At 52.7% G+C, this 22,248-nt stretch carries 16 protein-coding genes and 2 pseudogenes; 10 read left to right on the top strand and 8 right to left on the bottom strand.

Annotation, left to right across the window (positions count from 1 at the left end; all coding sequences use genetic code 11):
- Positions 1–285: 285 nt before the first annotated feature.
- Complete coding sequence (locus RO22_RS15005) at positions 286–1,728, top strand: PLP-dependent aminotransferase family protein (RefSeq protein ID WP_022521748.1); 1,443 nt, start codon at positions 286–288, stop codon at positions 1,726–1,728.
- A gap of 68 nt (positions 1,729–1,796) precedes the next feature.
- Positions 1,797–2,768: a zinc-dependent alcohol dehydrogenase family protein gene (locus RO22_RS15000; protein WP_052475647.1), complete on the top strand. Its 972-nt coding sequence runs from the start codon at positions 1,797–1,799 to the stop codon at positions 2,766–2,768.
- Positions 2,769–2,776: 8 nt separating this feature from the next.
- On the opposite strand, the gene RO22_RS14995 is transcribed toward RO22_RS15000, so the two are convergent.
- The 4 genes and pseudogenes from RO22_RS14995 to RO22_RS14980 all read right to left on the bottom strand — a co-directional run bounded on the left by RO22_RS14995 (position 2,777) and on the right by RO22_RS14980 (position 6,177).
- Positions 2,777–3,181 carry a VOC family protein gene (locus RO22_RS14995; protein WP_041158681.1) on the bottom strand — a complete coding sequence of 135 codons (405 nt, stop codon included), beginning with the start codon at positions 3,179–3,181 and terminating at the stop codon, positions 2,777–2,779.
- Positions 3,182–3,203: 22 nt separating this feature from the next.
- Positions 3,204–3,806, bottom strand: coding sequence for a DNA-3-methyladenine glycosylase I (locus tag RO22_RS14990; protein ID WP_022521751.1), 603 nt, complete (start codon positions 3,804–3,806; stop codon positions 3,204–3,206).
- Positions 3,807–3,820: 14 nt separating this feature from the next.
- Complete coding sequence (gene pcsA / locus RO22_RS14985; RefSeq protein WP_342211988.1) at positions 3,821–4,504, bottom strand: phosphatidylcholine synthase; 684 nt, start codon at positions 4,502–4,504, stop codon at positions 3,821–3,823.
- 198 nt (positions 4,505–4,702) lie between these two features.
- A pseudogene (locus tag RO22_RS14980) lies at positions 4,703–6,177 on the bottom strand (PLP-dependent aminotransferase family protein).
- A 92-nt stretch (positions 6,178–6,269) separates the two neighbouring features.
- Here RO22_RS14980 and RO22_RS14975 point away from each other — a divergent pair.
- Positions 6,270–6,719 carry a GNAT family N-acetyltransferase gene (locus RO22_RS14975; RefSeq protein ID WP_041158680.1) on the top strand — a complete coding sequence of 150 codons (450 nt, stop codon included), beginning with the start codon at positions 6,270–6,272 and terminating at the stop codon, positions 6,717–6,719.
- Between the two features lie 21 nt (positions 6,720–6,740).
- Here the strand turns inward: RO22_RS14975 and RO22_RS14970 are convergent, their stop codons facing one another.
- The 3 genes from RO22_RS14970 to codB all read right to left on the bottom strand — a co-directional run bounded on the left by RO22_RS14970 (position 6,741) and on the right by codB (position 9,833).
- On the bottom strand, positions 6,741–7,217 hold the full coding sequence (locus RO22_RS14970; protein ID WP_027957037.1) for a YbaK/EbsC family protein: 477 nt from the start codon (positions 7,215–7,217) through the stop codon (positions 6,741–6,743).
- A gap of 77 nt (positions 7,218–7,294) precedes the next feature.
- Positions 7,295–8,548 carry a cytosine deaminase gene (gene codA, locus RO22_RS14965; protein ID WP_041158679.1) on the bottom strand — a complete coding sequence of 418 codons (1,254 nt, stop codon included), beginning with the start codon at positions 8,546–8,548 and terminating at the stop codon, positions 7,295–7,297.
- A gap of 22 nt (positions 8,549–8,570) precedes the next feature.
- Positions 8,571–9,833 carry a cytosine permease gene (codB, locus tag RO22_RS14960; RefSeq protein WP_041158678.1) on the bottom strand — a complete coding sequence of 421 codons (1,263 nt, stop codon included), beginning with the start codon at positions 9,831–9,833 and terminating at the stop codon, positions 8,571–8,573.
- Between the two features lie 446 nt (positions 9,834–10,279).
- On the opposite strand from codB, the gene RO22_RS14955 reads away from it, so the two are divergent.
- Genes RO22_RS14955 through RO22_RS14945 form a run of 3 tightly spaced genes read left to right on the top strand, consistent with a single transcriptional unit; the run spans position 10,280 to position 13,370 of the window.
- Positions 10,280–11,557 (top strand): diguanylate cyclase domain-containing protein, encoded by a 1,278-nt coding sequence (locus RO22_RS14955; protein ID WP_223828096.1) that lies wholly within the window; start codon positions 10,280–10,282, stop codon positions 11,555–11,557.
- A gap of 4 nt (positions 11,558–11,561) precedes the next feature.
- On the top strand, positions 11,562–12,455 hold the full coding sequence (locus RO22_RS14950) for an amino acid ABC transporter substrate-binding protein (RefSeq protein ID WP_052475645.1): 894 nt from the start codon (positions 11,562–11,564) through the stop codon (positions 12,453–12,455).
- A gap of 12 nt (positions 12,456–12,467) precedes the next feature.
- Positions 12,468–13,370, top strand: a complete 903-nt coding sequence (locus tag RO22_RS14945) for an amino acid ABC transporter substrate-binding protein (RefSeq protein WP_027957033.1) — start codon at positions 12,468–12,470, stop codon at positions 13,368–13,370.
- Positions 13,371–13,408: 38 nt separating this feature from the next.
- Here RO22_RS14945 and RO22_RS14940 read toward each other — a convergent pair whose 3' ends face one another.
- Positions 13,409–14,032 (bottom strand): TetR family transcriptional regulator, encoded by a 624-nt coding sequence (locus tag RO22_RS14940; protein WP_022521765.1) that lies wholly within the window; start codon positions 14,030–14,032, stop codon positions 13,409–13,411.
- Positions 14,033–14,212: 180 nt separating this feature from the next.
- Here RO22_RS14940 and RO22_RS14935 point away from each other — a divergent pair, with 180 nt between their 5' ends.
- From RO22_RS14935 to RO22_RS25360, 4 genes and pseudogenes are all read left to right on the top strand, one after another.
- On the top strand, positions 14,213–15,307 hold the full coding sequence (locus RO22_RS14935) for an efflux RND transporter periplasmic adaptor subunit (protein ID WP_052475644.1): 1,095 nt from the start codon (positions 14,213–14,215) through the stop codon (positions 15,305–15,307).
- A 1-nt stretch (position 15,308) separates the two neighbouring features.
- Entirely contained in the window at positions 15,309–18,356 is a 3,048-nt protein-coding gene (locus RO22_RS14930; protein ID WP_041158676.1) for an efflux RND transporter permease subunit, read from the top strand.
- A 296-nt stretch (positions 18,357–18,652) separates the two neighbouring features.
- Positions 18,653–20,444 (top strand): annotated as a pseudogene (locus RO22_RS14925) (methyl-accepting chemotaxis protein).
- Between the two features lie 445 nt (positions 20,445–20,889).
- The coding region (locus RO22_RS25360; protein ID WP_041158795.1) for a methyl-accepting chemotaxis protein at positions 20,890–22,248 on the top strand (1,359 nt) is incomplete at its 3' end.

Raw genomic sequence — 22,248 nt, 5'->3', positions numbered from 1 at the left:
TTCCTAACTATAAAGTTAAATCATCACACGCGGTCTTAGCTCCAAGTGCAATGCATTGCACTTGAGGGGAGCTCCTGAGTTGGTGTACAGAACCGCATAAAACTGAAGCTGGGAATGACGGCTCTTCTTGAGTTCTAAATGCCCAATCAGATTACTCAGTGCTACTGTTTTAATACAGATATAGAATCTACTGTTTTCAGGGTACAGAAAGGCGTGTTATACCTCTGTATGGTCGCTGGTCAGGGCATCTGTATCGTTATCAGGCTGTATAGGGGGATGAGTGTCATGACACGCTATGAAGAGGTCGCTGGCATTTTGCGGGAGCGTATCGAGCACGGTATTTACCGTGTAGGCGATCGGTTGCCGTCTATTCGCGCGGTGTGCCAGGAGCTGGACGTTAGCATTTCGACGGCTCAGGAGGCCTACCGCCAACTAATGGACGTTGCATTGATCGAGTCTCGACCAAAATCGGGCTATTTCGTGCTGCCTAGCCGCGTGCCATCGGTGCTGCCGTCGGTCTCACGACCCGCACAGCGCCCGCTGGATATTTCCCAATGGGATCAGGTGCTGGAGCTTGTCGCCACTCAGCGTGATGACGTTCGGCTGCTTTTGGGGCGCGGCATACCGAATTTTGATTATGAGACGCTGCGACCGCTGTCGAAGATACTCGCTGGACTTCATCGTAGTAACGACCTGCATGGGTTCAACTACGACAAGTTGAACGGTAGCCCTGAGCTTCGCCAACAGGTGGCACGGCTGGCCATCGCCTCCGGCTGCCTGCTGCACCCGGATGACATCATGGTGACCACCGGCTGTCAGGAGGCGCTGGCCATCGCGCTGCGCACCCTTACCCAGCCCGGCGATGTGGTGGCCGTGGACTCACCCAGCTTTTACGGCACCATGCAGATACTCAAGGCCAACGGCTTAAAAGCGCTGGAGATACCCACCGACCCACAAACCGGCATCAGTCTGGAAGCCCTGGAGCTAGCGTTAGAGCAGTGGCCAATCCGCGCGATACAGGTCACGCCCACTTACAACAACCCGCTGGGTTACACCATGCCTGAAGCACGCAAGCGGGCGCTGTTTCAGCTTGCTCAACGCTTCGATGTAGCCATTATCGAAGACGATATCTACGGCGACTTGTCATTTAGTCTGCCAAGACCGCGCACCGTGAAATCCTTCGATGACGACGGGCGCGTAATGCTGTGCAGTGGCTTTTCTAAAACCGTGGGGCCTGGGTTACGGGTGGGCTGGCTGGCGCCAGGGCGCTACCGTGATCAGGCACTGCATATGAAGTATGTCTCCACCGGTGCTTCAGCCACGCTGCCGCAGCTGGCAGTGGCGGAATTCGTCGCCAAAGGGCACTACGAGCGCCACGTCCGTTACGCCACCCGCCAATATCAGCGTCAGCGCGATATCATGATCAGTTGGATTCAGCGCTACTTCCCCAAGGGCGCGGGTATTAGCTACCCCCAAGGCAGTTTTTTGCTATGGGTAGAGCTACCCGCCGCGGTGGACTGTGTGAAGCTCAATCAGCGCTTAGCACAGCATGCTATCCATGTAGCGCCGGGATCGCTGTTTTCAGCTTCGGGCAAGTTTCGTCAATGCCTACGCCTGAACTATGCGTTCACGTTAACACCCAGCATCGAAAACGCCGTGCGTACCGTGGGTGAGCTAGCCACCGAGATGGTGGAGGAAGCTCAGACGCATGCGACAAGCGTTATCTAAGTTCACGTCTAAACCGCAACCTTGAGCATTTATCTTTATCCATATTAGGCCATGGAAATTCATCCGCTATGTTCGAGGTACCCATGCGTCGTCATGCTCTAACCTATCGCGCGTTCGGAAGGCCGCTTGAAACATTGAACGTGGAAACCGCGGAAGTTCCACGTTTGGTTGAGGGCAAGCTCAGGGTGAGAATGTTATGTGCTCCAGTGAACCCGTCTGATCTGATACCCATCAGCGGTGCTTACTCGCACCGTATAACGCTTCCCGCGGTCGCCGGCTACGAAGGAGTGGGGCGCGTTATTGAGGCACCTAGACAGTATGCCTCTCTGATCGGAAAGCGAGTGCTCCCATTACGAGGCGAGGGCACTTGGCAGACGATTCTAGATTGTGATGCTGCACTCGCAGTACCTGTCCCCGATACCATTTCTGACGCCGTTGCCGCACGGGCCTACATTAATCCCTTGGCTGCCCTGACCATGCTTGAGACTTGGCCTGTCGAGGGAAAACGTGTTCTTCTCAGTGGAGCGGGTTCCAATTGCGCTGACTATCTTGGGGCGTGGGCATATCAGCACGGCGCCAGGGAGGTTATCGGCATATACCGCTCCGAGAGTAGAGTCGCCCGCCTGGAAAAGCTCGGTATCAAACCGGTATCGATTCAGGATATGTCCCTGATCTCGCGTGTGGCCCGTAAGTCTGACGTGGTGTTCGACGCTTTAGGGGGGCCAGTTGCGGCAAAGATCTTGCAACTCATGGCACCGGAGACGACATTTATCGCCTACGGGTTATTGACGGGACAGGCGATTCAAGTGGATTCTAAACCCTGGGCTCACTATAGGAAGTTTCACTTGCGCGACCCTTTGTCCAGGATGTCCGCGGAGGCTTGGCAGCAAAAATTCTTGGCTATCTGGGGGCTTTTAGACCAGTCAGCGATGCCTGATTATCAAGTGTTTCCAGGTCAGGACTGGCGTCAAGCTGTCGAGAGGGCGCTTTGCCCGAGTGGCCAGAAAGTGCTTCTGGACTTGTCCACTCTTGGGCAATGAAAGTTGCTTTATGTCAGATCCATAAACGGATTGTAGGCGACTTCCCAGTAATGACCTTCTGGGTCGCGAAAGTAACCGGAATAACCACCCCAGAACACCTCTTCCCCAGGCTTGATCAGCTCTGCACCGGCGGCAACCGCTTGTTCAAGCACTTGGTCAACGGCCGCTTGGCTGGTGACATTATGAGCCAACGTTATACCGCTGAAACCGCTCGGTGCATCATCAGCAATGCCGATGTCTCTGGACAGCGCTTCGTGTGGGAAAAGTGATAGCCAGGCCCCCTCCATTTTGAAAAAGGCGACTTCCTCGCTGTCCGTTTCATGCTCCGGCAGGCCCAGACCTTCACGATAAAAACGGATGGCGCGTTGCAGGTCATGTACACCAAGGGTGATCAGACTGATTTTCGGCTTCATGAGGTGCTCCTAATAGATAGCTTTAGCCGGGTCGCTGAAACTGCTGCCGCGACTGCTCTACGCGTTCGCGTGTAATGCAGTTGAGCGAGTGGTCGTTGAGCAGCCCCATTGCCTGCATAAAGGCAAAAGCGGTGGTGGGGCCGAAGAATTTCCAACCGCGCTTTTTCAGTTCTTTCGCCATTGCTACGGATTCGGGCGAGGTGGTCTGAGTCTGTGGTGTCGCTAATTCGGTCGGCTCATAGCGCCAGAAAAAAGCGGCCAAAGAGCCTTCTTGCTCAACCATTTCCTTTGCACGTTGGGCGTTGTTGATGGTCGCTTCGATTTTTCCGCGGTGGCGAATAATGCCTGCATCTTGGAGTAAACGCTGCACATCATCTTCATTAAAGCTGGCGACTTGATGGAAGTCGAAGCGGTGAAAAGCGGCGCGAAAGTTGTCGCGTTTATTAAGAATCGTGCGCCAGCTTAAGCCCGATTGAAAGCTCTCTAAGCAGAGCTTCTCGAATAGCCGCTGATCATCGTCTACCGGGAAGCCCCACTCATTATCGTGATAGGGCAGAAACTCTGCCGCGCCGCCACACCACTTGCAGCGGGGATGCCCATCGGGGGCGATAAAATCGTTGTCCATCAACTGCTCACCTATCAATTGAACCACTCTTGGGCAGTACGCCACAGGCATATGCCGATGAAATAAATCGATGTAATCCCCCACCCCCATAATGCCCAGGCGGCGTGCTCGGGGCTGGAGAGTACTAACGATGTTATACATGCGCACCATACGAGTGTGACGGTGATATTGAGCGGCATGAACTGGCGCACCCGAAAGGGGTGGAGGAATTTCATATTAGTCACGGTGAGGATGGCCAGAAAGGTGATAGCGGCAAAGGTGATAAAAGGCGGGAAATCGAGAATATAGAAATAGGCTGCGGCGATATTCCAGGCGGCAGGAAAGCCAACGAAGTAATTATCCTGGCTTTTCATATCAACATTGCAGAAACAGAACATCGATGAAAGCAGAATAATGAATACTGAGAGCAGTGCAAAATTGGGCGGCAACTCAATAAAGTAGTAGATGAAAAGGGCAGGGATAAAGGCCCAGGTCAGGTAATCAATCACCATATCGAGTGTTGAACCATCGAAATGGGGCAGTATGGCCTTCACTTCATACTTGCGGGCCAGGGTGCCATCGATTCCATCGATCATCATCGCGGCACCTAACCAGAGCAGGCAGGCGACTGGATTATTGTCGACCAGAGCGAGCAGCGCCATGGTGCCGAGTAGCACGCCGCTGGCGGTAAATATGTGCACGCTCCATGCCTTCCATATCGAGGTGCGGGATTCTGTGTGCGAAGAGAGTAATTGAACCACATTAACCCCATTGGGAACGTGGGTCCCCTTTAAATTGAATTTATAAATAAGCCTGTAAAGAAAGATACACTACTACAAGAATGCTTCCAGAGAATATGTCGGAAGCCTATCCTGTGATGACGTGATTGATACTGGACTTCACACGCTATGCATTCACTAATGGTGTAAGCGCCGCCATGCCTCACTTAACCACTCACCTGCGTTCATTAGTTCGCTTTCAGTCGAGCCCGCATAGCCAAGCACTAACCCAGGGCGCTTATTCTCGGAAAGGTAATAGCGGGAAAGTGGAGAAAGCGTAATGCCTGCTTCACTGGCACGCTTAACGAGCATCTCTTCTTCCTCGATAGTATCGAGTTCAGCTAATAGATGCATACCCGCATGGCCGTCAGAAAGCCGAAGCCCAGCGGCCACTGCAGGCGTTAATGCCGTGCGTAAACACGCTTGTCGCTGACGATAGGCCGCCCGCATCCGGGCGATGTGGCGAGTAAAATGCCCGCTGGTAATAAATTCAGCAAGCGCCGATTGCACGGGATAGTTACCTTCACGGTGCAGTCGGGCATGGGCACGTCTGAAGTTGTGGGCAAGTGTATCAGGCAGCACCAAATAGCCTAAGCGTAAGCCGGGATAGAGCACTTTGCTAAAGGTACCGACATAAATAACCGATGCCTGTTCGGCAAGACCCTGTAGAGAGGGAGTCGGCGGCGTGCCGTAACGAAATTCGCTGTCGTAATCGTCTTCAATGATCCAACTACCAGCGCGAGAAGCATACTCAAGTAACGCCAGTCGCCTGGGGACTGGCATGGTAACGCCGCTGGGATATTGGTGGGAGGGTGTCACGTAAATTAGCCGAGGTGCTGGCGCCTTCTCAGGGCAAGTGACGGGTTTAACCCTTCTTTATCGACGGGGATGGGTGTTACCGTTAATCCTGACGCCAGAAAACAGGCTTGGGCGCCACCGTAACCCGGCTCCTCCATCCAAACCGAATCCCCATGATCGGTGAGTAGTTGGGTAATCAGTTCAAACGCCTGCTGGGCGCCTTGGGTAATCACAATCTGTTCTGGTTGGCAGCGCACCGCGCGGGAGAGTCTTAGATAGTCACAAAGAGCCGCTTTGAGTACAGGTAGACCACCGCTGGTTTGATAATCCATCCATGCCATTTCCGCGTGATAATAGTGACGCCGTAAAAGGCGCTGCCACTGCTCGCGGGGAAACAGGTCGAGCGCCGGGACGCCTGGGGCAAAGGCGCGATGGTCGTGGCTCAACGTTCCGCTGAGTGTTAATAGCTTGTTACCCCGGCTTGAGTAGCGAACAGGCAAAGGTGGTGGAAGCTCTGCTCGGGTTAACAGCGCGGGGAGGTTCGCCACATAGAGCCCCGCTCCCTGGCGGGCAATCAGTAACCCTTCCGCCAGTAGCCGATCCATGGTGGCCAGCACCGTATTACGGCTAATACCCAAAGCGCGAGCCAAGTAGCGGGAAGAGGGAAGCGTATCGCCAGCCGTCAGCTCACCGTGTTGAATCCACTCCTTAAGCGAGCAGTAAAGCTGCTGAACAAGTGTGGCTGCTTCATTCGCAGTTAGCCTTAGCGCTAGCGCCTCCGCAATCCAGTCGCTGGCAGCGTCACGTCTTTTCACTGGTTCCCTCAATTTAGCGATAAGTGGCTCTTTATCATAGACCACTATGACGGCAAGCTGTGTTGAATCACCACTCAAAGGGAGCAGTCGTTATGGTTAATGTTCGTTCGGCGGTACTCAATGACTTAGAGCCTCTTAGCGCATTACTTGATGGCTATCGTCAGTTTTATAAGCAACCGAGTGATATTCAGGCGGCGCGTGATTTTTTAGATCAGCGCATGGGGTTAGGGGATTCATTCATTCTGGTTAGCGAGAATAGCGAAGGCGTGCTCACGGGTTTTGTGCAGCTCTACCCTGGGGTTTCCACGGTGGGCTTAAATGCCCGCTGGACGCTCAATGATCTCTTTGTGCTGCCAGAGTGTCGCGATAAGGGCACGGGCAGAGCGTTAATGGAAGCCGCCACCCAGCTTGCCCATGATCACGGCGTCGCACGATTGATATTAATGACGCAGGTAGAGAACGAACGCGCCCAACACCTTTATGAATCATTGGGCTGGCAGCGTAATACGGCGTTTTATGGTTATTTACTGGACGTTAAATAATAAAAGGTTATAGATGCGTGCTTAAGTGGCATTCTCCGGCAACTTACACACATCCACCCACTCGGCATTGACCAGTTCGGCCAGACGCTTGGGGCTTAGGCGTACGGCGCTAGTGGGCGAACCAGCGGCGGGCAGCACTTCGTCATAGGCGTGGAGCGATTCATCGCAGTAAACCGGCAGGTCGGTGGCGAGGCCGAAGGGACAAACGCCGCCAACCGGGTGGCTGGTCAGTTCCATCACCGTTTCGGCGTCGAGCATTTTGGCCTTGCCGCCGAAGGTATCGCGAATTTTGCGGTTGTCGATACGCGCATCGCCACTGGCCACAATGAGTAGCGGTTTGTCACCGACTTTGAACGCTAGGGTTTTGGCAATTTGACCTGGTGCTACGCCATGGGCATCAGCGGCAAGTTGTACCGTGGCAGTACTGGTTTCAAGCTCTTCGATGTTTACATCCGGCGCGTGCTCGGCAAAAAACTGGCGAACGGTTTCGATGCCCATCTTGGATTTCCTCGGTCATTAACATTCGTCGGTAACATTAGACGGTTCAATGACTAATCTAACGTGCCTTTGGTGGATTAGCCAAGCCACTGGGGCGTGGTGATTTTGGCAGGCTCACGCTGCATGATGATCTCACCGTGGCGTACCGAAAGCAGCACCTCGCCCTGGGTGCGCAGCACGCTGTAGTCATCCTCGCCCTCCAACAGGTTGAAGCTGGCGGGTTTGCCGACCTCGATGCCGTAACGCTCTTCAATATTGAGCGTGCGGGCGCTGTTGTCGGTAATCAGTGAAAGTGCCTGGCTGAAGTCCTGATAGCCCATCATTTGGCAGATATGCAGGCCAAAATCCAGCGTTCGCAACAGCTTGCCATTCCCCAAGGAGTACCAGGGATCGAATATGGAGTCCTCGGCAAAGCAGACGTTAATGCCCGCTGCGTTTAGCTCCTTAACACGCGTCACTCCGCGCCGTTTCGGGTAGGTGTCAAAGCGCCCCTGCAGGTGGATGCTTTCGGTAGGGCAGGAGACAAAGTTAATACCCGAGCGTTTTAGCAGCAGAAACAGCTTGGAGCAGTAAGCATTGTCGTAGGAGTGCATCGCCGTGGTGTGACTGGCGGTAACGCGGCTGCCCAAATCATTAAACAGCGCCTCGCAGGCCAGTACTTCGAGAAAGCGTGAGTTGGGGTCGTCAATCTCGTCACAGTGCACATCCACCAGGCGGTCGTACTTGATCGCCAATTCGATCACTCGCTTCATGGAGGCCACGCCCAGCTCACGGGTGTATTCGAAGTGGGGGATGCCGCCCACCACATCGGCGCCGATCTCTAGTGCCTCCTCCATCAGCCGATCGCCGCCTGGGTAAGAGAGCAGGCCATCTTGAGGGAAGGCGACTACCTGAATATCAATTTTATCTTTTAACTCGTCGCGCAAGGCGCACAGGGTTTTAAGCCCAATCAGGCTAGGGTCGCTGGTGTCGGCGTGGGTGCGCACAAACTGAACGCCGTTGCCGATTAGCAGGTTTAGGGTTTTAAGCGCGCGCTCGCGAATATCCGCTTCGGTGAGCATAGGCTTACGCTCGCCCCAGCGCTCAATGCCTTCAAACAGCGTGCCGCTCTGGTTCCAGCTTGGCTCACCTGCCGTAAGGGCGGCGTCCAAATGGATATGGGGCTCAATAAACGGCGCACAAATGAGCTTGGCGCCTGCATCAATCTGCCCTTCGCTCGCTGTTTGCGGCGTGTCTTGCTCGGTAATCGCTGTGAACGTGCCGTTCTCAATCTCAAGTCGGTAAAGCTCAGGACGCTGGCGCAAACGGGCGTTAAGAATCTGCATGCTCATATAACAAGGCTCACTTATTTTATTACTTCGCAGTAGAGGGAAACGTATCGCTCAGCGTAGCGTGGTTTAAACGAAGCAGCACGGCGTAGCTTCCTGCTGCCACTACAACACCTACCAGTGGTGGCAGTAACGGGGAGAAGTAAGCGGCCCCGGCGCCCAGCGCATACGCAGCTAACCCTCGGCGGTTGAAGTCGGGTAGTTGTGCTTTATCCAATGTGGGGTAGCGGCCTTTATGCTTGAGCCAAAAGTCCGCCATGATCACCCCGCCCATGGGCGGTATAAAGGTGCCGAGTAACACCAGAAATGGGATGAGTAGGTTATACATACCGCCCACTGCCAGCACGGTGCCAATCGCCGCGCCACCCACAGTGACCAGGCGGCGCTTTTCGGTGCGCAGCAAATTACAGCCCGCCACGGCGAAGTTGTAGATAGTGTTGTCCTGGGTTGTCCAGATATTCAGGAACAGCATCAGCACGGCGATGGTGACAAAGCCCTGAGCGATCAATACATCCACGATATCCGCCTGCTGGTAAATCATGGTGCCAAGTGCACCGGTCAGCACCATTAAGCCGTTACCGACAAAAAAGGCCGCCAGGGTCGCGATCACGGCAATTTTCGGTGTTTTGGAGAAGCGGCTCCAGTTAGTCGCTTGGGTACCGCCGCTAATAAAGGTACCGATAATCACGGTAATCGCAGCCGCCACACTCATACTCTCCGTGGGCGTTTGCTGGCTTAACCCTGCAAAACCGCGCACATCCACCAGCCCCGTGAACAGGCTGATCAATATAAATAGCATCATGGCCGGGACAGCAAAGCGCGACAGCCAGTCCATACCTTTATAGCCAATCATGGCGGTCACGCAGAAACCAAACCCAAACAGCACCATTAAGGGGATTTCCAGCCATTCAGGCATCCCGGTGGTGCGTACTAACACTAGGGCAATCGTGGCAGTGCCCCAGGCGTACCAGCCGATCTGGGTAAAACCGAGAATAAAGTCGGAGAGTTTGCTGCCTTTTTCGCCGAAGCAGAAGCGTCCCATCAGCACCGAATTGAGCCCGCTTTTACAAGCAATATAGGCGAGGGCTGCCGCATACACCCCCAGCAGCAAGTTACCAATCGCTATGATCCATAGCAGTTGGCCAATCGGAAAGGCTTGGCCTAACGTGCCGCCCGCCCACATGGTGGCGGTGAAAAACGTAAACCCAAGCAGTACTGCCGAGGTAGATAGCAGGCCCTTGCGGGCGCTGGTAGGGACTTCACTGAGTGGATAGTCAGAATGATGCATCACGCTCTCCTAATATAAATCAGCAAACTTGTTAGCTACTTATAAAGCAAGAGATATGCCAAAAGGGTAGGGCAATAAGAATGATTACGCTTGTCATTTTTTAAGACATGCCCACTCATTTTAATGATACTTTAGTAAATAAAACCTAATTGTTTGTGTACGTTTGCCGAATAAAATAGTGGTCAAAAAAACTTGTTTGTTAAAGAAATGTTCGCTCATTGTGATTACGTCCAGATACGCCCGCTGCAGCTATAGCCATTAAGGAATCGGAGTAGATGCCAGAACCCCAGCATAGGAGTGCTTCACTGCCTGCGGCTAGACTTCCTTGGCATCATACCCTGGTGGGTAAGGTGGTGATGTTTATGCTGATGGGCGTGCTGTTTGCGTATGTAACGGGGGCGCTGTCAGGTTTTTTTATGGTTGAGCGTGGGGCTCGGGAGCAGTGGTTGCGCGAAGCGCAGGTGAATGCCCAGATAGTGAGCGCGACTATTAGGCGTATTTATACGTCCGTGGCGGTTAAGACCGATGGCACGGGTCAAGTCACGCATATCATTTCCCAGCGCCCAATTGGCGATGAAGAGTCGGTTCTGGAAACTGGGTTTAGCCCGATTGATGTATTAGCGTTAGCAAGTGCACAAACACGTAACAACGTATGGCTGTTCACTAAGTCATCAGAAGGTTCTCTCACCGTAGTGGCTGATGCGCTTAACACACCATCAGACTCACCTGCCAACTTGGCGGTAGATACATGGCAAACAAAAGCGGATGCCGTTGATTTTTATGTTGGATTTGCCAGCATTGGCAATGAAGAGCACTTCATTAGTTCGCTGCCCATTGTTACTCCTGATGGTCAACTGTTAGGCGTGCTGGTAGCCACTATAGGCCAGAAAGGTGGGCTGTATCAGATGCGTAATGATCTGATCAGTAAAGCATTTGTAGCGCTACTGGTGGTATTGGTCGCAACAGCCCTGCTAGTCACTGTTTTGATGCGTCAGTTATTTACACCCGTGCCAGTATTAATTAAGTCGCTCACCGAAATCGCTAAAAACCAGACTGCTGACAGCACGCCTTATACCGACCGTAACGATGAAATTGGCCGGATGGCAAAGGCCATAGATGCGCTTCGTAAGAAAGTCATTGAGCGTGAACACTTACTTGAAGTTAAAGACGAAGCGCTGCGCTTTCAGCATCTTGCTCATCATGATGAGCTGACCAAATTGCCCAACCGCGTGCAATTAAATAATGCTTTAAAAACCGCTGTGCACTCACTGCTTCAAGGCGACGTATTTAATGTCATGCTATTTGATCTTGACCATTTTAAAGCAGTTAACGATAGTCTGGGGCACGCGGCGGGTGATGCTTTGCTCGTTGAAGTTAGTCAGCGGGTGCAGGGGCTGCTGACCGACGATGATTTGGTGGCGCGCCTTGGTGGCGATGAGTTTGCCATCATTCAACGCGTTGTGCGTAGTGCCACCAATGAGGCAAAAGTACTGGCAGAAGCAATTGTGTCTGTTCTACGTGAACCGTATCAGTTTAATAACCAGGAAATTAACATTGGAGTGAGTGTTGGCATTGCAACCGCGCCCGCTGATGGCCGCAATAGCCACGATCTGCTGCGTCACGCAGATCTGGCGCTCTATGCGGCCAAGGCGAAAGGGCGCGACCGTTATATGCTCTATGCCGCAGGGATGACAATGGATTCCGGGATCATTGAACAAAGGTAAGCCTATGAAGTGGCTAGTAGCGTTATTAATGACCAGTGCGATGTGGCAAGGTGCCGCTGCTGGTGAGGAGATCGCCTCCTCGCCGACGTTGTCGCGTATTGCGTCTGCTGGTGAGGTTACTATCGGCCATCGTACCAGCGAAGCCCCCTTCTCCTACCTAGTTAACGACCAGCCAACAGGCTATGCGATTGACCTGTGCCTAAACGTCATCGAAGGTCTGGAGGAAACATTGGGCTTAGGTGATCTCAAGGTAAATTATGTGCCGGTAACGCCTGCAAATCGGTTCATATTAGTACGTAATGGTGAAGTGGATATCGAGTGTGGAGTGACCACCAATACCCCTGAACGTCGCCGTCAGGCCGCTTTTTCATACCCTCATTTTCTGACCGCAACGCGCTATGTATCCCTCGCCGAGCAGCATATGGACAGTTTGCAGGATTTGGCGGGCCGCAGCGTGGTATCAACAACGGGCACTATCAATATTGCCCAGCTCAACGAACTCAATCGCACCGAGGGGCTAGCAATATCGGTAATGCTAAGCCGTAATCATGAAGAAGCCTTTGATATGGTGGCTTCAGGACAGGCTTCCGCGTTTGTGATGGATGAGGTTTTGTTAGCAGGTTTGGTTTCGTCTGCCGTTGACCCTGCCGCTTTTCATATTTCTCAAGCAACACTGAGTAGTGCCGAGCCCTATGGCTTAATGATGCCGCCTGATGATCCTGTTTTTGTTGAGCTGGTCAATAAGGAACTGCGTAACATTTATCAGAGTGAAACTATTCACACTCTTTATGAAAAATGGTTTTTGCAGCCTCTCCCTCCCGATAACCGAGTATTGAACTTGCCGCTAGCGCCAGCGCTTGCCGCTATTTTCGCCAATCCTGAGCAGTACATAGAGTAGAGGAGGTGTGTTATGCGCCGAAGTTTATTGCTTGGGTGGTGTAGTTTGCTGGTAATGATGTCTGGTGGAGAAGCAGCACATGCAACGACACCTATCGATTCGCTTGAACGCATAGAAGCAACCGGCGTGTTAAGGGTTGGCTATGGTGATACAGCGCCATTCTCTTATTTAGATAGTCAGGGTAACGTCGTCGGTTACTCTATCGATATTTGCCAACGCTTAGCGAAACAGCTGCAAGTGCAGTTAGGTCTGCCTTCTCTTGAGATAGCCTATGTGTATCGTACACCCAGTAACCGGGTGCAACTGCTCAATAGCGGCGATATCGATATTGAGTGTAATGCCAGTACTAATACACAACAGCGGCGGCAGAGCGCGCAGTTTGCACTTAGCCATTTCTTTGTCTCGGTGCGTTATGTGGCCCTGAAGGAAAATGGCTTTACCACCTTGGAGGACTTGGCCGGGCGTAGCGTGAGCGTGGCGCGTGGCACCGTCAATGTCAGCCAGATTAATCAGGTAAATCGAGAACGCCAACTGAATTTATCGGTGGTGCCCGTAGGTACATTGCAGGAAGCGTTTGATTTAGTTGCTGATGGGCGCGTAGCGGCTTTTGCAATGGATGATATATTACTAAGCACAATGATTGCTGAGTCCGATCACCCTGACGCGTACGCGCTTTCCGAAGAAGCCATTACGTCGATAGAGCCTCTCGGTTTTTTAATGCAATTGGGCGACGATGCCTTTGCAGCAGAGGTAAATAAAGCCCTCGAACATATTTATACCAGTCCGGAAATGCCGTTGCTTTACGAACGGTGGTTTCAGCAACCTCTCCCTGGCAAAGACATTACGCTTAATGTACCAATGAGTGCCGTCTTGGCTGAGCACTTTGCCACCCCTCGCGAGATAAACGCAGATTAAGTGCATTAGATAAATATAGATTAAGATTTAGCGCAGGTTCATACGGTTTGAGTGTTAAATAAACCACGCATTAACGTTTCCACGATACCACTGCTCTCATCCGCCAGAGAATGCTGCTGGGGATCCTGCAGCCAGTCGAAACAGACGCCAATCAAAAAGCCATGAAATTGGCGCCGGGCGCTGGCTGGGGTTAAGTCAGCGCGTAAAGTGCCAGCGATTTGGGCCTGTTCAAACAATTGCTCTACTCGCGCCTCTGCGTGCTCAGAGAGTCGAGTGATCATGCAAATCCGCGGGTGCTCCTCTTCCAGTTTCTCGCAGCGGTGCAACACGATGGTGGCTGCTCTCTGCAGTGGCAGGTCGTGGGAAATGGCTGCCAGCGAGCGTAGAGCAATGTCGCGTAAGCAGTCTGCCGGTGCTGAGCCTAGGTGTTCTACCACCTCATCGACAATTTCATCCAGAGGGACACGCACGCGTTCCAAGAGTGCATCGAACAATGCAGCTTTGTCTTCAAAGTGCCAATAAATGGCCCCTCGTGTCACGCCTGCTGCCTGGGCGATGTGCGCCAAGGTGGTACGCGAAACGCCTTGGGCTAAAAAGGTGGTCTCTGCCGCGTCCAGAATGATTTCTCGGGTACGTTCGGCGTCGGCCTTACGACGGGACATAGCGGCTCCTATTATTAAAATAAGCGGTATTTTGGCAGTGATGGATAGCAAAGTCGCGGGTGAGTGATTATTATACACTTCACTGACATTCATGAATGTCAGTGAAGTGACTATATTATTCAACTTGTGTCCCGAATGCAGGTTTGAAAATCATCACTGACCGCCATCAAGGAGCTACTCGTGCCCGTTACTCTTCTCCGTTCACTGCCCATCATACTGGCTCTGCTTGTGCTAACGGGCTGTGAGCAACCCCAGGCGCAGTCGACTGATGCCACACGGCCGGTAAAATTGATGACACTGCAGTCGGCAAATGCTGCGGCCTTACGGCAATTTCCCGCGCGGGTGGAAGCCTCTACGCGCAGCAATTTGTCATTTCGTATGGCCGGGGAATTATTGGAGCTCAATGTGAGCCCCGGCCAACAGGTGAGCGAAGGCGAGGTGATTGCGCGCATTGATGATCGCAATGTGCAAAGCGAGCTGGACAGCGCCCGCTCGCGCTTGGAGCTCGCCGAGGCAACGCTAGAACGCATGCGCTACACCCTGCAGCGTGGGGCAGTCAGCCAATCCCAGTTTGATCAGTCGGAAAGCGAGTGGCGGGCCGCCCGGGCCACCTTCGAACAGGCCCAAGAGCAGGTCGAGCATACAAAGCTACGCGCCCCTTACGATGGTGTGATTGCCCAGGTGCCAGTGGATAACCGCCAGATAGTCCAAGTTCAAGAAACGGTCGCGGTGATCCAGCAGCCAGGGCAGCTAGACGTGGTGTTTCATCTGCCCGAGCAGATCGTGCAGCGCATACCGCGAAATAATGGAACGCCCTTCGGTGATGCGTTGGCGTTTGAAGTGCGCTTTGGTAATAGCGATAAACCCTATCTTGCCCAGCTAGCCTCTTACACCACCCAAGCCAGCGCACAGAGTTTGGCTTATGAAGTCACCCTAACGCTGCCCCAGCCGGACGATATCACCCTGTTAGACGGTATGAGTGCCAATGTGCGGCTCGATTTGAGTTCGCTGCAAACCGAAAATAGCGCCCCGCTGTGGCTACTTCCCTCTGATGCGGTGAGCTATGCCGGTGATGATCCCGACCAGGCTCAGGTATGGCGCTTCGTCGAGCCAGAAAACGTGGAAGCGGTGCCGGTGGAGGTCGGTCGGTTAACCTCAAACGGCCTGGAAGTTAGCGGAAAGTTGGCAGCGGGCGATCGCGTTGTGGCGGCCGGAGCCCACCGTTTAACCGAGGACACCAGGGTGACCCCGTGGGAAAAAGAGCAGGGGCTTTAACATGGTCGACTACTTTCTACGCCACCGGGCGACCAGCTATTTAATGACCGTGGTGCTGCTGGCGGGTGGCGCGCTGTCGTTTTTGGGCATGGGCCAGTTGGAGTTCCCCGAATTTACCATTCGCAATGCGCTGATCACCACGCAGTACCCTGGTGCGACGCCTGAAGAGGTAGAGCAGGAAGTCACTTCGACACTCGAAGAGTCAATTCAGGAGATGTCATCGATCAAACGGGTTAGCTCGGTGAGTTCTGATGGCCTATCGCAGATCACCGTTGAACTCGAAAGTACGGTGCAGAACGAGGAGTTGGAGCAATTATGGGATTCGCTGCGCCGTAAAGTACAGGATGCCCAGGCCGCGCTTCCGCCGGGTGCGAGTCAATCTCGCGTAAATGACGACTTTGGCGATGTATTTGGTTTCATGGTCAACCTGACGGGCGATGGCTATAGCATGCCGGATCTGGCTGACCATGCTGATTTTCTCAAGCGCGAGCTCGCTTTGGTGAAGGGCGTCGCGAAGGTGTCGCTAAGCGGTGAGCACGAAGAGCGCATCTATATCGAAGTTGATCGCGAACGCCTGCGCGCACTGAATATTCCGTTAACACGATTACAGCAACTGCTTGAGACCCAAAATGCAGTGGCAGACTCAGGGCATCTTAAACAGGATGGCCGCCGTTTTCGTATCACCCCCACGGGCAGTGCGGCAGATATTGAAGCTCTGCGCGCCCTGATTGTCAGTGAGGGCGACGGTGAACTGGTGCGGCTGAGCGATATTGCCGATGTGAGCCGCGAGCTGGCGGAGCAGCCCCAGCAGCTTTACCGCGATATGGGCAGGCCGGCGATCTCGTTGGGCGTCTCCTTTGAAAGCGGAGTGAATGTTGTCGAGGTGGGAGAACGGCTACAGCAGCGTCTGGATGAACTGCAAACCCGCACACCACTGGGTATGGAGCTGAATGTCGTTTATAACCAGCCCCAGGTGGTCGATGACGCAGTATCCGGTTTCCTGGTCAGCTTGATCCAGGCGGTGGCTATCGTGATCGTGGTGCTGATGCTGTTTATGGGCTGGCGCAGTGGTCTGTTAATGGGCTTTATCCTGCTGATCACCATTATTGGCACCTTTATGTTGATGCGCTTTCATGGTTTGCAGCTGGAAAAAATCTCGCTGGGTGCGTTAATTATCGCCCTGGGAATGCTGGTAGATAACGCCATTGTGGTCACCGAAGGCATGCTGGTGGGGTTAAAGCGCGGCAGCACGATTCGTGATTCGGCGCATCAAGTGGTTCGCCAAAACGCCTGGCCCTTGCTGGCCGCAACGCTGATCGCGATTGCAGCCTTTGCGCCCATCGGTTTATCGCCAGACACCACCGGTGAGTTTATCGGCTCGTTATTTTTCGTGCTGCTCTACTCGCTACTGCTGAGCTGGATCACGGCGCTGACGTTAACGCCGTTCTACTTCAAGCTGTTTTTCCGCAATGTTGCCCCCGGCGATGGACAGGAAGACCCCTATAAAGGCGTGGTTTATCGTTTTGTAGGCCGTGTCATTATCACCGGTATTCGTTGGCGCTGGTTAACCTTGGCGCTGATGGTAGCGATATTGGCCGGCGCGGTGGTCGGCTTTGGTTCGGTTAAAAATGCCTTCTTTCCGGCCTCTAATACGCCGATCTTTTTTGTCGATTATCGCACGCCGGAAGGTACCGATATTCTCGAAACCCAACGCCGCGTTAGCGAGCTTGAAAAGAGCGTGATGGAGATGGACGGCGTTCGCCACCTGACCACCACCGTGGGCGGCGGAGCGCAGCGCTTTACCCTCACTTATTCACCGGAAGACCGCTATGCAAGCTATGCGCAGTTGATTGTCGAAACCGACGATAAAGCGACTCAACACGACCGCATGGCTGACGTAGAGCAAGTGTTGGAGCGGGATCATAGCGATATTGACTACAAAATCGCTCCGTTGGAGGTCGGTCCTGCGCCCAAAGCCAAGCTAGAGGCGCGTTTCTACGGCAGCGACCCAGCGGTACTTCGCCAGTTGGGCGATCAGGTTGAGGCCATGTTCCTTGATACACCGAACATGACCAGCGTGCGCACCAGTTGGCGTAATCGCGTGCAGTCGATTGAGCCCGTTTTTCTTGAAGATACTGCACGTAGGCTGGGTGTGACCCGTGAAGACCTGGCCAGCACCCTGGCGCTAAGTACCAGTGGCAGCCAGGTGGGCATTTACCGTGACGGCAGCGACCTGATTCCGATAGTGGCGCGGGCAATCCCCGCACAGCGTCACGATGTGGATAACCTAGGCTCACTTAACGTCTGGAGCGCAGAGCAAAACCGCTATATCTCCGCCGATCAAGTCATCGGCGATACCACCACACAGGTGGCGGATCCACTGATTATGCGCCGCAATCGCGAACGCATGCTGGCGGTGTATGGTGAGCCGGATCCGCTAAGCGGGGTGACCGCAGCCAGCGTATTGGCCGACATTCGCCCAAGGGTGGAGGCCTTGGATCTACCGGCAGGTTACCGGTTGGAGTGGGGTGGTGAGTTTGAGACCGCTGGCGAAGCGCAGAGTGGGTTATTTTCCTCACTGCCGCTGGGCATAGTGATGATGTTTATTCTCACTGTGGTGCTGTTCAATAACTTCCGCCAGCCGTTGGCTATCTGGTCGCTGGTACCGCTGACGATTATTGGCGTAGTGGGCGCGTTGTTGGTTACCGGGTTACCTTTCTCGTTTATGGCTCTGCTGGGTACGCTGAGCTTGATCGGCATGGTAATCAAAAATGCCATCGTGTTGGTAGAGGAGATCAACGTGCAACTGCCGTTGCATCAAGACCGCTACCACGCTGTGGTGCGAGCTGCGGTCAGCCGCGTGCGTCCGGTCGCCATGGCCGCGCTGACCACCATGTTGGGCATGATCCCGCTAATTAGCGATGCCTTTTTCGCCAGCATGGCGGTCGCGCTGATCGGTGGCCTGGGTGTCGCCACGCTATTAACCTTAATCGTACTGCCGGTAGTTTACTGCGTGCTCTACCGGATTCGCATACATCCTGATCAATAACTCGAGCAGACTTCTTTCATCTTAGCCGTGGCCTTGACCAATCCACGGCTAAGATAGCCTCTGCACCGATATTCAATGCGCCTACCACTTCGCTCACTGCTGTTTGCAAATCGTTTCTATTTTCATTTGTGAAAATAATTTTCAAACTAGACTAAAGTCTATGCTGCCCAGGCCGATAGCAGTACCTCGTAAAAGATATTGGTCGATTTAAGTTAATCTAAAGCCGCTGGAAGTGCTCTAGCTAGATTATATAAATTGCCAAAAGCTAATGGATCTGGCCTGGAGGCATTCCGCATATGAATCGTGTACTTAGTAATCTATCCGTCAAACTGGGTTTAACCCTTGTTTTGGCCATCTTTTCATTATTAATAATAACCATTGCTTTTCTAGGCTATCAGGCAGGCGAAGAGGGCAGTACTTCGTTAAAAGAGCTTGACCTATCAGGTGATCGCACTTTAGCGCTTAGCCGCAGTCAACGATCCATAGCCTACGCTCAGCTTTTCTACGTTAGTGGCTTCGATGCGTTTGAGAAAGGTGATGCCAGTTCATTCCGTGACTACCTGGCTCGGGCCCAAGATGCTCAGCGAGTTGCGCAAGATTACTTTACAGAGTTTGAAGCCACCAAGCCTGAGTCGGCACTTTCTGATACCGTGACTGCCACCTATGAGAGCTTGATCCAACGGGGGATTATCCCCTTAGAGGAGGCATTAAATACGGGTAACAGCAGTCAGTTTAATACCGCAAGGGAAATGGTGAGTGACTTAAATCAGCAGTTAATTGAGGCTGTTAGTGCTTACAATGATCATCGGGCTGAACGAAACAAGTCGATGATTGCCGATTATGAGAGCGGCATGCAGTTTCTTACTTATATTGATATCGCTGTACTTTTGATTGCCGCGTTAATCGTTCTGTTTGTTCGCATCGCGATGGTGGGCTCTATTGTAAAACCACTAAACGAAGCAGTGGAGCATTTTGAGCGTATTGCCCAAAATGATCTCTCTGGTAAAGTAGATGACCGTGGTAGCAATGAGATCGGCAAGCTGTTTAGTGCTATGCAGCATATGCAAAGTAATTTGGTTAAAACCGTTTCTGAGGTACGCGATAGCAGCGGTTCGATTCATATCGGGGCGCGTGAGATTGCCAGTGGTAACTCGGATCTATCCTCGCGTACCGAGCAGCAGGCGTCTTCCCTGCAGGAAACCGCCGCCAGCATGGAGCAGTTAACCGCTACCGTTAAACAGAATGCTGATAACGCCCGCCAGGCCAGCCAGTTGGCGAACGATGCCTCAAGCACTGCAAGCAACGGTGGTGAAGTGGTTGAGCAAGTGATTACCACCATGCACGGTATTTCTAGCAGCTCGCAAAAAGTGGCGGATATTATTACCGTTATCGACTCTATCGCCTTTCAAACCAATATCTTGGCACTCAATGCTTCTGTGGAAGCAGCGCGGGCAGGCGAACAGGGTCGTGGTTTTGCCGTGGTGGCGAGTGAAGTGCGTAACCTGGCCAGCCGCAGTGCCGATGCCGCCAAAGAGATCAAAGCACTGATTGAGGCGTCATCCACCCAGGTGAAAGAGGGCTCAGCATTAGTCGAAAGCGCCGGTGCTACGATGCGGGATGTGGTCTCCTCTGTGCGCCGGGTGACCGATATTATGGTCATCCACCCAGGTGAAAGAGGGCTCAGCATTAGTCGAAAGCGCCGGTGCTACGATGCGGGATGTGGTCTCCTCTGTGCGCCGGGTGACCGATATTATGGATGAAATCTCCGCGGCTTCTCAGGAGCAGAGTTCGGGYATTGAGCAGGTCAACCAAGCGGTTGCCCAAATGGATGAAGTGACCCAGCAGAACGCGGCCCTGGTTCARCAGGCGTCGTCAGCGGCMAGCTCGTTGGAAGARCAGGCGGCGCGGCTTGAAAGCGTTGTCTCGGCTTTTCGTTTAACTGARGGGGAGAGCCGTACGCAACACGCCCCGCTTACYTCGCCCCAGCACACGCCACAACACTCATCTCAACAGACACCAGCGCTGATGCGGCCAGCGACGCGTAGCCAAACCACGGCTAGCGCTGAAGATGATTGGGAAGCTTTTTAAGCCTCCACAACACTCATCTCAACAGACACCAGCGCTGATGCGGCCAGCGACGCGTAGCCAAACCACGGCTAGCGCTGAAGATGATTGGGAAGCTTTTTAAGCCTTAGGGTTTATTTAAGTTTCAATAGCTCAATCATCTCGGCCGCTCAGCTGCAGTTCTGGGCAAGAAAAGCTGCATAGATTTAAAGCAAAACCTAACGCGCGGGTGAGAGATCACTCGCGCTAATCTTTATAAGTAATTAATTTCTTTAGATAGTAGTTAGCTTGCAAACAGGTCAATTGTTAAAAAATATGAACTCGATGTTCTAGGTTGAGTGAGGGGTGTAATATCAGATAACACAAAAGGTTGTTGATTTTTCCTGGTTTAATAGGGGGCGATCAGTTTCCTCCATTGATTTAAATCAGAACCGAAGTGTAAATGCTCCGGAATCGATGTTTCTTAACTATGAATAGATTGCTTAGTAATATTTCAGTGAAAATGGGATTAACTCTTGTTTTGGCCATTTTTGCATTGTTAATAATAATAATTGCGTTTCTTGGTTACCGATCGGGCGAAGAAGGAAGCACTGCACTTGAAGAGATAGACCTTTCAGCTGATCGCACCTTAGCCCTAGGCCGTAGTCAGCAATCTATCGCTTATACACAGCTTTTTTATATCAATAGTTTCGATGCAACGGAAAATGGTGATGCTAGTTCGGCTCGTGATTATTTAAATCGAGCGCAAACTAATCAACAGGCTGCTCAAGATTATTTTTCCGAGTTTGAAGCAACCAGTCCGAGTTCAGCGCTGGCTGAAACAGTGATTGCTAATTTTAATAACTTAATGCAACAGGGAATTATACCGCTAGCAGAAACGTTAAAGACGGGTGATGAGGCTCGGTTTAGCGCTGCAAGGTCGACGGTTAGTGATTTAAATGAACAGTTAATAGAGGCAGTGATTGCCTATAATGACTATATGGCTGAACAAAATCACTTAATGGTTGATGATTATGAACGCGATATGCAACTGATTGGTTATATTGATTTAGCTGTGCTTTTGATTGCTGCATTAATAATTCTCTTTGTGCGCATCGCCATGGTAGGTGCCATTGTTAAACCGCTGAATGAGGCAGTCTTACACTTTGAGCGTATCGCTAAAAACGATCTTTCAGGCAAAGTCAGTGATCGCGGGCGTAACGAGATTGGCAAGCTGTTTAGCGCTATGCAGCATATGCAAAGCAATTTATCTAAAACAGTCTCCGAAGTACGCGATGGTAGCGGCTCGATTCATATCGGCGCGCGTGAAATTGCCAGTGGCAATGCGGATCTATCCTCACGCACAGAGCAGCAGGCTGCTTCGCTGCAGGAAACCGCTGCTAGCATGGAGCAGTTAACTGCTACTGTTAAACAGAATGCCGATAACGCCCGCCAGGCCAGCCAGTTGGCGAACGATGCCTCAAGCACTGCTAGCAGCGGTGGCGAAGTGGTTGAGCAGGTGATTACCACTATGCATGATATCTCTAGCAGCTCGCAAAAAGTGGCGGATATTATTACCGTTATCGACTCTATCGCCTTTCAAACCAATATCTTGGCACTCAATGCTTCCGTGGAAGCGGCGCGGGCAGGTGAGCAAGGCCGGGGCTTTGCGGTAGTGGCCAGCGAAGTACGTAACCTAGCGAGTCGCAGTGCGGATGCGGCGAAAGAGATCAAGGCATTGATCGAGGCATCATCCACCCAGGTGAAAGAGGGCTCAGCATTAGTCGAAAGCGCCGGTGCTACGATGCGGGATGTGGTCTCCTCTGTGCGCCGGGTGACCGATATTATG

The sequence above is a fragment of the Halomonas sp. KHS3 genome (assembly GCF_000830495.1).
GTDB classification, from domain to species: domain Bacteria; phylum Pseudomonadota; class Gammaproteobacteria; order Pseudomonadales; family Halomonadaceae; genus Vreelandella; species Vreelandella titanicae.
The sequence above is the reverse complement of the archived record's forward strand: the minus strand, read 5'-3'. Positions and strand labels throughout refer to the sequence as shown.